The organism is Bacillus sp. PK5-006 (genome assembly GCF_054161415.1).
The window spans coordinates 74,722-87,202 of record NZ_CP096414.1 but is presented as its reverse complement, the minus strand read 5'-3'; the positions used below and the strand labels follow the sequence as shown (position 1 = coordinate 87,202).

Genomic DNA, 12,481 nt, shown 5'->3' with positions numbered 1-12,481 from the left:
CATATATAATTTCAAATAGCATATCAAAGGAAATTTGGTATGTGCTATAATACAAAGACAATAAATCGTGAAAACAAAGAGGAATAGCCATGTTAAAGTATCAACAAATTGCGAGCGATATTGAAAAATATATTGTCACCCATGAGATGCAGCAAGGGGATAAGCTCCCTGTACTCGAAACACTCATGAGCCAATTTGCTGTGAGCAAAAGTACCATTATCAAATCGTTAGAATTACTCGAAAAAAAAGGAATTATCTATCAAGTGAGGGGCAGCGGCATCTTTGTTCGAAGACACCGGCGCAAGGGCTACATCAGCCTTTTATCCAACCAAGGGTTTAAAAAAGATTTAGAGGAATTTCAACTGACATCAGAGGTTTTAATGCTAGACACCATCAAGCCGTCCGAAGAAGCTGCACTTAATTTGAACATTGAACAAGAAGAGGATGTTTTTTATCTAAAACGAATTCGTTACATCAATGGACAAACCTTATGTTTAGAAGAATCCTATTACCGAAAAACGATCATTCCTTATCTCAACACAGAAATTGCTGCCGACTCTGTTTTTAAATTCGTCAGTGAAGGGCTTGGACTCAAAGTCGGCTTCTCTGATATGTACTTACAAGTAGGCAAACTAAACGAAACCGAAGCAAAGCACCTCGGCCTCAAACAAGACGATCCCGCCCTCCGCGTCGAGACGGTCTTTCATCTCACAAACGGCCAGCCCTTCGACTTCTCGAAAATCACCTATAACTACATGCAATCCCAATTTTTTATTCAAGCGAATAATTATTATGGGTGATGGATGGAAAAAGCCTTCTGAGAGTATCAGGAGGCTTTTTTTTACTATTATCTTTCAATCTTCAAACATTCCCTCCTTCTTTCTTGAGAAGAAAGGCCATCAATCGCCACATCACCATAATAAATGTCTATGTGATCTCCTTTACCAATTAGAGCAACTGGAAAAGCATGCTGTTCTAGCAGGCACTTTTCAAACTCATTTGGAGGAATCTCGACTTCAATTTCATGTAATGAACGCATATTCAAACGTAAACGTATGAGAAAGATCTACAAGACAGTGTATGATCTCTTGTTGAAGATGAATAACATCATGAGAAACAACCTCTGTCCAATTTAAACTGAGAACGAACCCTACATAACCTGCTTCTTTTTGTATGTTAATGGTCATATCATTTAGCTTCGACCCCGACAATTCAAATTCTATATAATAACCTGAAAAGTCATTTTCTTTGATAATGTTCTCTTTAACACTGTGCTCAATCCATGTTTCACCGTCAGGGTCCTGACTAAATTTTACTTTCGTGATAGACATGTCTTTTTGAGCTAGATAATCAATCAGTTGGCGAAAAGTATTTGGTATATGAATGGCCTCGTAAAAAACGAGTCCGATATTGATGTATCCACCCAGAGCTATGTCGCATCCCTCACTTCATTTTTTCTTTCATTATACTTTATTCAAACTATTATTCTGCGAAAACTCCCTCTCTTACATGAACACTTCCGATTTAAACTATCAAAAAGATTCATTTTACGAATGCATCAAACAAACTTATGATTAACGTAACAAGAGTGTATAGGAGGGTTCGTCAGATGAGAGACATTAGAGTGTATCATGTCGATGCGTTTACAACTGAGAAATTTGGAGGAAATGCCGCTGGGGTGGTGTTGGATGGTGAATTTTTAACAGAAGATGACATGCAGAGCATCGCCCAGGAGTTGAATTTGCCGGAATCCGTCTTCTTGCTGCCTGCCCATGATCAGGAAGCCGATTATCGCGTCAAATACTTCACCCCGACGGAGGAGGTCAATTTCTGTGGGCATGCGACTGTTGGATTGACTTGGCTTCTGGCGACGGAGCTAGAACTGGCTAAAGAGAGATCAGGGGTTGTGTTAGAAACAAAGATCGGCAATGTGCCTGTTGTATGGAATGAAGAAAACGGCAAGGTCGTTGATGTGGAAATGACGCAGGTGACACCGAAGACGCGGGATTTTGTCATCGATTTAGAAGAGCTTAGTGACATGCTTGGTGTGAGCAGTGACCGCATTGATTCCTCCTATCCTATCAAATTAGCAAACACCGGTAACTGGCATCTTCTTGTTCCGATGAAGGACCAACAGGACATTGATCAAGCGGCACCGAACTTAGCGGCTTTAGCTAAAATGAATAAAGAGCATAGCATCTCGACAACCCATCTTTATACGTTTCACCCCTCAAAAGAATGCGATCTTTATACGAGGGATTTTGCACCTGGGATTGGTATACCCGAAGATCCTGTGACAGGGGCAGCAAACGGAGCATTGGCTGGATATCTTTATTTGGAGGGTATCATTTCTCAGCAAGAAATCACTCACCTGAACATTGCCCAAGGGGATGCCATCGGCAGACCTGGCTTGCTTCGTATCACAGTCATTCCAAATGAATCAGAGCCAGTGATCAAAGTGGCAGGCGCAGCTGTCATCACGATCCGCGGCGTGTTGACTTTATAAAACATCAGCTTGAATGGGGACTTCCTGTTCAAGCTGATTCTATTTAAAATGATTTTTGACCGTTTCGATCCACCTCTTGGCCGATGGGGAAGCTGTTTTGAATGATTTGAGCGCCAGGTTGACCTCACGAAAGACGCTCGTCTCCAGTGGAATGACTTTCGTATGAGGTATGTGCAGCGGCAACACTAATTTGGGAATGATCGTGACCCCAAGCCCTTCTTGCACCATAGAAATGAGCGTATTGTTGTCTTCAATTTCAAACAGTACATGAGGCTTCACGCCGCCTCTTTCTTTTAACAGCTTCTTAACAAGTATGTCACAGCCCGCTTTCGGCATGATAAAGGCTTCATCATGTAACGAGTCCACTCCAATCACTTTCTTCGTATGAAAGCGATGATTCTCTTGTATGAGCGCCACCAACTCATCCTGAAAAAGTGGAATGGTCTCGAATTCCCTCGATGACTGCGTTAAAAAACCAACATCAACCGTACCTGAAGCGATCCATTCCTCAATCTCCTCATAACCGCCTTCATATAACTCCAGCTTGATATGCGGATAGCTTTGCGTAAAAAGATGAATAAGGCGTGGAAGGACATTTGAAGAAAAACTGGGGAATGTCCCAATCTTGATACTCCCCACTTCCATCCCTTGAATTAGCGCCGCCTCCTGCTCAAGCAATGCCGCATGATGCATGATTTGCCGGATATGCGGCATCACCCGCTCACCTGCGTCCGTTAACGAAAGCCCGTTTCGATTCCGCCGGAGCAGTACAATCCCTAATTCCGACTCAAGCTTCGCAATATTATGACTCACCCCAGACTGCGTCAGCCCAAGCTTCTCCCCGGCTTTTGTAAAACTGCCGCATTCGACGACTGTTAGAAATACTTTGTATTGGAATGTGATCAGTGTGCTCACCTCGTTGTTTTTATTTCGTCTATAGATTTCATTTTTAGTTTCCATTAGTATTTGTAAGAATTGTGATTTGTTCTAAATAGAACTGAAGAAGAGTGCTTTGAAGCACTCTTCCTCAGTTAGATAATCACAGAATGACTCTCTTTAAGTATCATAATTATTTTATGATTTTTTCCTGGATCAAACTAAAAACTTGTTTTTTCTACTTCTGAGCTAGTCATATATTCATCATCAGCTGAATAATCATCTTCAACACTGCTAATTAACCAGGTCTTTTTATCTTCAATATATTTCAAGGTAAGTTCAACTTCTGAAAATCTTTCTTCGCTTTCACTGTCAACATATTCAAACACTTCTCTTTCTTTAACATGAAACTCCACTGGAATATGTAGCAAATGTGAACCGCCACTTCCTAATTCATAGGTTGCCTTAGAAAAATCAATTCTAGTTCCTAGTGCCTTTCCTTCATAATAATTATTTGAATCATAATCAGCAATCACTTCTATATAATCTTTTTTAAGATTATCAGACACATTTTTTAACTTATTTGCGTCCTTTGAATTTTTAGCTTCAACCCTCTGTTTTGCAAAATCATTTATTACTTGTTTAATATTTTCTTTAAATGTTTTATCAATAATTGGATTAGGTGTTAAATCATACTGATTCGTTGATCCACCAAAAGAAGATGAGTCAGTATCTTCCTCAACTTTTATTTCGTATTCTTTACTCTTGCCCACTCCCCAAGGAAATTCAGCTTTACCTTGAAGGGTTATCCCATCTTTTACAGGACCAAACGTAGTACCTTCTTCTATTTTCTCTCCAGTTCCTTTTCCATTTACCACTATTTCAGTATTAGGCATTGATGATGAAACATCTACATTATCGCCTGAAAAATTAAGACTCACTGTTTTTTCAAAAGAATCAGCATCAAAAAGTGTGATTTCCTCCTCATCATTTACTGTTGTATAGTTAAACTTCTTTTTTCCTTTTACTTTATACACCCCTGGTCCATAATAGCCCAGAAGTTTAGAATGATTGTTTTCTAAATTGATTTTCTCACCATTAAAAGAGAGCTCTGCCCCTTTCATGGCTTCTATTTCTACCTTATAAGCTCTTGCCTTAAGTGTATATTTCTCGCGCCCAAATAGACCTTTCTCTTTTTCTATAAAAAATGGACCCATAGACAAAAAAGCTTTTCCAAATAGACTCTCAGTAAATGTACCATCCTTACCGTCTGAATTATAATACTTTGCTTGATACTCTAATAACTCTACTTGATTTTCAAATTCTTTATTTTCATTTTTTAGATAGTTAATAATGCTTTCGGCATCCTTCTTGTCCCATGACATCTCCTCTTTTTGAAGCTTTACTAATTTAACTAAGCCATTTGCATCTCCATTTTCCACTTTTTCCTTAAATTCTTTCGCCAAATCTGCTGGGTTTGTTGAACGTCCAGCCACCAAAAAGATAATAATAAGTAAAAGAACTGCACTACTACCGATAATGAATAACGTCTTTTTCTTCATTCTTCAAACTCCTTAATCAATTTATTTGATTATTATAACATTAAAGTTAAATAATAGAGCATAACCTAAAAAATTCATAATTTATGAATAATAAGATTCAATAAAATAAAAAACCTCGAAGAACTTTAAGCTCTTCGAGGCTTTATTGATATTCTCTTACTAATTCGTCGTCGCCGACGACGAAGACCTAGACGCTGCTTCATCAGCTTTCACACAATCAATCGCAACAACGAGCGCAATCATCACAGGCTCCATTTCTTCTTTCAAAATATCAACCTTATAGCTGTCACCCCAAGTAAACCATTCCTTCTTCACCTGACCAATCACTTCGCCGTTCTGGAGCACCAGGAAATTCATATCCCACCAGTTACCTTGCACTTCGATCCCAGCAGCATCAATTGAATATTTTGCTTTAAAGAACGTAAACTCTTTTTTAATCGTCAATACCTCTTGACCACCAACTTCTACTAAAAACTTCGGTAAAAAGGTAAACATTTTCTTCGTAATCACAGCGATTTCATCTCGTTCTGTATTCAAAATGGTAAACGTCTTCGGCATCTTCATAAAGCTGCCTTCGACCACATATACATCGTTCTCCTGTTGATCCTTTACCGTAAACCTGCCGCTCAGGCTAAATACTTTCTGCTTCATGTAAAGCTGTTTCATATATACCTCCGATTCAGTTCAAAAATTTATCCGTTCTAACATTACCTCTGATTATACCAAAAAAAAGAATGTACAAAAAACCACCTGATAGCAGGTGGTTTTCTATTACTGATTCATTTTCAGAGATTCCTTTTCATATGTTTGAAAAGCATTTTCCATTCCCATGATGACCTCTTTAATTTTGACATAACCACTTGTGTAAGGAATAGAATCTCTAATCTCTTCCCACATAAAATGATAGAATTTCAGGTCATCCGTTTCACACATCACAAAATCTGTGTAATCCTTACCCGGAAGAGCTTCAGCATCAAAAAAGCGCACCTTCACATGTTCCTCATATTTCTGCATCAACTCTTGCAGCGAAGCCGCATGGGTTCTTCGCTCCTCTCGTGGTAAAGCAAGCCAAGATGGATAGAACTCTAATAAAACAACCATCATATATTTCATCATCATACCCCCGATTCTTCTATGATGTGATGATTGTACGTCAGATCTAGGGAGTATGCATTAACATAGGTTAATGTTCAGCTGTATGGAGCAGCCTGCTCAGCGAAACCGGAGAAATGCCAATATATGAGGCAATATGATATTGAGCGATACGTTGATGTAACCCAGGATATTTCAATAAAAACGCCTGATATCGCTCAATTGCGGGCAAATATAGCAGTTCCCTCTCACGCTCTTCCTTTCTCGTATACAGCCTTTCTACACTAACCCGAACAAAGCGCTCCCACATATGACTTCTATCCATCAACATTTGAAGCAGATCATACGGAATTTCAATCACGATCGAATCCTCCATCGCTTCAATCGAATAAGGAGAAGGCTGCCCGTTGATCATACTTGCATAAGAAGTAGCAAAATCATCTTCCAACGTAAAAGCCACATTGTACTCCCTTCCATCCGGTAACAAATAGAACAGACGGAAGAGCCCCGTTATGCAAAAATAAGCATGCTTCACCGGATCGCCAGCTTTGATCATACATGTACCTGCTTTTAATTGTTTAATCGTTGTTCCTTCTTTGAAGGCTTGCCAATGATTTTGTTCGATTGGATACTTGGATATTTTGGTTTTGAAAGTGTCGTAAGGGTCAGTTATTTTGTCCATCTGTTTTTTACCTCCTAATAAGGAAAACTCAAGCCTACTTGGGGATTGTTTTTATGATCAATGCCAAAAATAAGTCTGTCACAATACGTGATGCAAAAAAAGTCTCGTTTGAGGGAAATTACTCAAATGAGACTTTTTTTAGTGTTTATTTAATACCCATTTACAAAGTAAGCAATGGTTTCTAATTCATCTTCTTTCAGTTCTCTGTTCACGTAATGTTGATATTCTTTCGTGATTTTCTGCTTATCTCCACCACATTGATCAGTGAATTTCGCTATCATCCGAAGTTTGTCTGTTTCCTGACGAAACTCCTTTTTTGTCCACGGTCTTTGGTGTGAAGGAATATACGTATCGGCATCAAAAGCTTCTAACTCATCTAAAAGACGCAATATTTCTTTCACCGTATAATGAATTTTTTCGGCATACATTTTCGGATAAATACAATCACCAAGAAACAGGATTTTTTCTTCTTTCACATACACGATCACGGAATCTGCCGCATGATCGCCTCCAACATGCTGCACGACACAAGTAGCCCCGCCAAGATCAATTTCCACCCGACGGTCAAACGTCACATCCGGTAAAACCACCTGAATATCTCGATGATTCTTATATTCTTCTTTTATCGCCTTCGCGCAAAACTCAATCTCCGTTCCTTCCCTCACCCGCTCATCGATTGCCTCATCAGACCACGAAAACGGAACAAGCTTCTCCATTTCCTTTCTGGTCTTTGCAGAAGCAATCGAAACCGAATCAGACAGCGCTGACAGACCAAAAATATGATCCCAATGCCAATGCGTGAGGACAACGAGATCGGGCTTGGCGTTCTCGTGTTTTAAGGTTTCTTTGATAAAGTATTTGGCATGATCTTCTGAGTTACCGGCATCGATCATTAATGTTTTGTTATTGCCTACGACCATGCCTAGGATGGGGCGGTCGGTGAGTGCTACTGGTGTGATGTACCAAAAACTCTGACCTATTTTTTTAATTGAGTGCAAAGGTGCTTCCTACTTTCTGTCATTATTTTTTAAATTGAATCACGTTTTTTCCCATCGTTCTACTGTTTAAGTATATCGAATTTCATTACTCGAAGTAGCACGCGAAGCCAATATTGTGACAATGATCGCGATTGCAACGCCTAAAGCACCTGCCCAAGTAACAGAAGATAGAGAAACCCTCTCTACAAAGATACCTCCAATAGCTGCACCTGCAGCCATCGCCAATTGCATCATTGACTGATTGAGACCTAATAGTATACCTGATGACTCTGGCTCCATTGTAGCTAAGTGATATTGTTGAGTCGGGCCAGAAGACCATGCAGCAAATGACCATAATATTAAAATGAGCAATACTCCAACATAAGAATGCGTAACTAGTGAGAGCAATATGAGCATGATGACATGTAATGTCATTCCACTAATCAGAGTAAAATTCACACCCCATCGATCGGTACTAAATCCACCAAACTTTGACCCAACTAGACTAGCAATACCGAATACGAGGAGAACTACACTCAGCAATTTGCTGCTTACACCTGATATATTTAAAAGGTAAGGGGATAGGTAGGTATAGGCAATTGAATAACCACCAAGCCAGAAAAAGGTGATGGCTAATCCCAACACTACTTTTGGTTTTTTAAAAAGAGCGAGTTGTTGAATTAAAGGTACAGGTTTATCCCCTTGGATTTTTGGAATCGTAAGAGAAATGATCACCATGGCTAATAATCCGAGTAAGGCTATTCCTCCAAATACAGCCTTCCAACCAAAGAAATCACTAGTCATTCTGCCAAGTGGGACTCCAATGATCAATGATGCTGTAAAGCCCATTACTACTGTAGCAATAGCGGTACCTTGCTTACCTTTTGGTGCAATTTTTTCAGCAATTGTTAATGCAGTAACTACGACCATCCCCGCTCCAAGAGCCATAATAATTCTTGACACAATAAATAATTGATACCCAGGGAGGACGAATGCAAGAATATTACCTAGAATAAAAACGCTAAGTGAAAATAACATTAACTTGCGTTTATTCATTCCCGATGTTAAAGCCATTAATACTGGGGTGAAGATGGCATACACAAGAGAAAAAATCGTAATTAACTGGCCGGCTGCAGCTATCGTAATCCCTAATGATTCAGAAATATTATCCAAAATACCAGAGATGATATACTCTGATGTACCAACTAAAAAACTGACAATAGCTAAAATGTAAATCTTTACAGTGTTTGACAATGTAGATCACTCCTTATATATAACGAATTCACATATCTAGAATTGTTAATATGTATGGACAAAAAAACATATTACGATAAGTCGATTTGTATTTAATAAATGAAACTGAATTCTGATGTATGAATTCAGTTCATTTATTAAATATTTTTTTCTAGAATCTCAGCAATTTGTTTTATGGCATTTTCATCTCTTTTATAATACGTGTATTTACCTATACGCTCTGTCGTAATTAATCCAGCTCGTAGTAAAATTGAAAGATATTGAGATGCTGTTGATTGCGTCATTTTCAATTTATCTGTTATTTGACTAACACATACCCCTGTAGTATTCATATCAATCCCTTCATGGGGTGTAAAATGACGATCAGGTTCCTTTAACCATTGTAAAATTTGCAGTCTTGATTCATTGGATAAGGCTTTGAAAACTTCTATTGGCTCCATACAAACCATTATATCGATAAATAACGATATGTCAACACGTGTTGTTTGAGAGCCCTTACAACTTTCTGTTTTCATTCCTGGTACGGTTCACCGTGATGCCTTTAAATGAGGTTATTAAAAAAACCTTGGTGGAGTCCAACCTCTACCAAGGTTCTTAAAATATTATTTTATGTTGGAAACTCTCTAGAACTACATTTAAATTAGAAATTGCCCATCACCTTCACAAAAACTAATGATTTCCTTCGGTACAGGTCAAAATTATAATACTTCTGGTTTTGGATAAGACCTTTTCCTCAAATAATCTTTGAGTGCGTTCATACTTTTTTCTTGAATTATATAAAGTTGTGGTTGAACTCTTTTATGACTCAAAAGCAGTTCTTTCTGGCAATACCCCTTCCTCTCTGATTAGACACACTCCTAACCTTTGAGCAGCTCTATCAAAATAAAGTTTTGAAGGAATATTCTCATTGGGTATAGCTTCTATTTCTGAAACTTTTCTCGTCAATCAATTTATTAAATTCAATTTCCCCCATACTATTTTCATGCAATCTTCTAAAAGTGAATTTACTTGTGAAATATTATCATTTTTTTAAATATAAGAATTTGTTATTTCAGTCTTAAGTAATTGGAGGTTAATCTAATCATAAAACCTGACTCTTCTTCCTCATGTTCACTTAGTACAGTTAAATCAAAGGAGAGTTCATATGAGTGATCAAAAAAAGTGACTATCTTATCCAAATCAATTAAAAGTTGATTAGAAAAATCTTTGTAAACTAGCAATAAATCTATATCATTAGGGGATCTATTCTCATTGAGAATTGACCCAAATAAATATACACTATTAAATAACTCAAACAATTCTATATGCTGTAGGATTTTCTGAATGACAAAATCTTTTGTGTTAAATGCCATTAATGTATTTATAAAATTTATCCATTGTTAGTAACGTTACTTTCATTTCTTTTGCTAGCTCGTATGCTTCCCCTGAAATACAACACTCACCATTCCAATTATGTAAGTTTAAAACCACACATTTTTCCTCTGGACATAGTTGTTGTAATTTAACTTTACTTAAGCAATACTCATAAATAAAAACTATCTTTACACCATTTACTGTAATTTCTTTTAGATTGTCTATCTCTAAAAAATCAAAATTTAAACCTCTTGATTTTATAACTTTTAGAGCATAATTTAGACTTTCAAATCGAACATTAACTTTCCTAAAACATTTGCTATCATAGTATATTTGCCTTAACCTTGGAGTATCATTTAGATAAATTTTTTCAGAACTACTGTCTTTTTTAACCTGTATATATGGATTATCAATGCCTAAAACAATAGATTCAAATTCCCCCTTATTCAGCAATACTGCTATTAAACTCTCAATAGACTCTACAGATGGTATAAAGTCTTTCTGTAAAGGTTTTATTCCAAACAAAGAATTAATCTCAGCTGGAAATAATACATGTCTTATTTTTTCTTTACTTATTCGAGTAGCTTCAAATTCATCAATATGAAGCATAAATTTTTGTACTATTGCTAAGTTTGAGTAGCTTTCCTGAGAATGCTTTTGAATCAACTTAGTATTGTGTTTTAAAATTTTTCTTAGTATTCTATTATTTGATAAAATCTCACCTTCAAAAATGTCCCACAATCCCCTTTGGTCCTCTGAATAATAGTTTTCAAAGATTGCTTGATTATGTAGTAATAATGGAACTACTTCACTTTTTAAATCCTCAAAAGTATCATACTCTTTACTAAAGAAACGCTCGAACTCAGCCTTGCGTATTTTTTTCCATTTTTCAACATCATCTACACTGAATGCATTGTTTTTATCAAAGTTTGTATGACAATTTGGGCATAAAATAATTAAATTTTCATACGAGTTGTCTTTAGTATCACAATACGGAATTATATGAGCCTTTTCCATTATGTCGCCACTATCTTTAAATAATTCTACTTTACATTCTGGATTCATACATCTCCCCATAGATTCAGCATATATCCTTCTTTCAACCTGAGTACTTATCTTTCTGCTCACCTCGTTCATCTCCTTTAAAACCATCACTTTAGTCTCTCTTACTTACTTTGACTGTATTAAAGATTCACATTACTCTAACTAAGAGTTCTATACTTAATAATCTCTTTAAGCTTTAAAATATTAGCTAATATATTTTAGGATTCACATATTTACTATTATTAACACCTGCAATAAAACCCCATTCACTTATGATAAGGCTCCCCCCGCACAATCCGAAACGCCCGATAAATCTGCTCCACCAACACCAGCCTCATCAACTGATGCGGAAACGTCATTTTCGAAAACGACAGTTTCTCATTCGCACGCTGCATGACAGCATCGCTTAGTCCAAGGGATCCGCCTATGACAAAACATACTTTGCTTTTTCCGTATGTTGCCAGCTTATCTATTGTATCGGCTAATTCTTCGGAAGTTTTCATTTTTCCTTCGATGGCGAGGGCGATGACGTGGGCGTCTGGGTTGATTTTGCTTAGGATGCGTTCGCCTTCTTTGTCTTTGATGATTTTCATGTCTTGATCGCTGAGATTCTCGGGTGCTTTTTCGTCCGCGAGCTCAATGATCTCGATTTTTGCGTAAGCCTGTAATCGTTTTGTATATTCGGCTATGCCTTGCTTTAAATATTTCTCTTTTAATTTTCCTACTGTGATAATTGATATATTCACAGGTCATCCCCACCTTAAGAACAAGTTATTCATATAAGTTATCAACAATTGTGGATAAAATTTGTGTATTTTGTGTCCGATCATTCGTTCCCCACTATATATATTGCAGGTTCATCGCACAATTCACAGGTTGTGGATAAACTGTGTGTATGTTCGATTTTTCTGAATTCCGGCGGCGTTTCGTGATCATCTATGTACATGTCTAATACGGTTTCTATGTGTTCTGCACACGCATAATATGTTTTGTTCATAAGTTTCTGATTCCTCCAATAGGTTCTCTGTTTATTCACAAGTGTTTCGCTCATTGTCCAATATAACCGATTTATTCACATGTTAATAGTCTTTTACCATTTCTCACACCTTTTATCCACAAACTAAAAAAAGCCTCC

General features: G+C 37.3%; 14 protein-coding genes. 2 read left to right on the top strand and 12 right to left on the bottom strand.

Annotation, left to right across the window (positions count from 1 at the left end):
- The first annotated feature begins 89 nt into the window (after positions 1-89).
- Complete coding sequence (locus M1D84_RS00440; protein WP_025093712.1) at positions 90-800, top strand: GntR family transcriptional regulator; 711 nt, start codon at positions 90-92, stop codon at positions 798-800.
- 222 nt (positions 801-1,022) lie between these two features.
- Here the strand turns inward: M1D84_RS00440 and M1D84_RS00435 are convergent, their stop codons facing one another.
- The gene (locus M1D84_RS00435; protein ID WP_103132549.1) at positions 1,023-1,331 is read right to left on the bottom strand and encodes an Imm64 family immunity protein; all 309 of its coding nucleotides are present in this window, start codon (positions 1,329-1,331) and stop codon (positions 1,023-1,025) included.
- Between the two features lie 278 nt (positions 1,332-1,609).
- Between M1D84_RS00435 and M1D84_RS00430 the strand changes: the two genes are divergently transcribed.
- Positions 1,610-2,506, top strand: coding sequence for a PhzF family phenazine biosynthesis protein (locus M1D84_RS00430; protein ID WP_332285523.1), 897 nt, complete (start codon positions 1,610-1,612; stop codon positions 2,504-2,506).
- Positions 2,507-2,545: 39 nt separating this feature from the next.
- Here the strand turns inward: M1D84_RS00430 and M1D84_RS00425 are convergent, their stop codons facing one another.
- The 11 genes from M1D84_RS00425 to M1D84_RS00375 form a co-directional block, all read right to left on the bottom strand.
- The gene (locus tag M1D84_RS00425; RefSeq protein WP_332285525.1) at positions 2,546-3,466 is read right to left on the bottom strand and encodes a LysR family transcriptional regulator; all 921 of its coding nucleotides are present in this window, start codon (positions 3,464-3,466) and stop codon (positions 2,546-2,548) included.
- Positions 3,467-3,603: 137 nt separating this feature from the next.
- On the bottom strand, positions 3,604-4,944 hold the full coding sequence (locus M1D84_RS00420; RefSeq protein ID WP_458106369.1) for a TcaA 3rd/4th domain-containing protein: 1,341 nt from the start codon (positions 4,942-4,944) through the stop codon (positions 3,604-3,606).
- 159 nt (positions 4,945-5,103) lie between these two features.
- Positions 5,104-5,610, bottom strand: coding sequence for an LURP-one-related/scramblase family protein (locus tag M1D84_RS00415; protein ID WP_151863310.1), 507 nt, complete (start codon positions 5,608-5,610; stop codon positions 5,104-5,106).
- A 105-nt stretch (positions 5,611-5,715) separates the two neighbouring features.
- Positions 5,716-6,057: a darcynin family protein gene (locus tag M1D84_RS00410; protein WP_151863309.1), complete on the bottom strand. Its 342-nt coding sequence runs from the start codon at positions 6,055-6,057 to the stop codon at positions 5,716-5,718.
- A 70-nt stretch (positions 6,058-6,127) separates the two neighbouring features.
- Complete coding sequence (locus tag M1D84_RS00405) at positions 6,128-6,718, bottom strand: Crp/Fnr family transcriptional regulator (RefSeq protein WP_151863308.1); 591 nt, start codon at positions 6,716-6,718, stop codon at positions 6,128-6,130.
- Between the two features lie 149 nt (positions 6,719-6,867).
- Entirely contained in the window at positions 6,868-7,716 is an 849-nt protein-coding gene (locus M1D84_RS00400) for an MBL fold metallo-hydrolase (RefSeq protein ID WP_458106368.1), read from the bottom strand.
- Between the two features lie 66 nt (positions 7,717-7,782).
- The gene (locus M1D84_RS00395; RefSeq protein ID WP_234107495.1) at positions 7,783-8,949 is read right to left on the bottom strand and encodes an MFS transporter; all 1,167 of its coding nucleotides are present in this window, start codon (positions 8,947-8,949) and stop codon (positions 7,783-7,785) included.
- A gap of 137 nt (positions 8,950-9,086) precedes the next feature.
- Positions 9,087-9,389, bottom strand: a complete 303-nt coding sequence (locus M1D84_RS00390; RefSeq protein WP_039182804.1) for an ArsR/SmtB family transcription factor — start codon at positions 9,387-9,389, stop codon at positions 9,087-9,089.
- 901 nt (positions 9,390-10,290) lie between these two features.
- Entirely contained in the window at positions 10,291-11,439 is a 1,149-nt protein-coding gene (locus M1D84_RS00385) for an HNH endonuclease signature motif containing protein (RefSeq protein WP_458106499.1), read from the bottom strand.
- A gap of 173 nt (positions 11,440-11,612) precedes the next feature.
- Positions 11,613-12,092 (bottom strand): 23S rRNA (pseudouridine(1915)-N(3))-methyltransferase RlmH, encoded by a 480-nt coding sequence (rlmH, locus tag M1D84_RS00380; protein ID WP_025093694.1) that lies wholly within the window; start codon positions 12,090-12,092, stop codon positions 11,613-11,615.
- 80 nt (positions 12,093-12,172) lie between these two features.
- Complete coding sequence (locus tag M1D84_RS00375) at positions 12,173-12,343, bottom strand: CxxH/CxxC protein (protein ID WP_198457326.1); 171 nt, start codon at positions 12,341-12,343, stop codon at positions 12,173-12,175.
- Between the last annotated feature and the right edge of the window lie 138 nt (positions 12,344-12,481).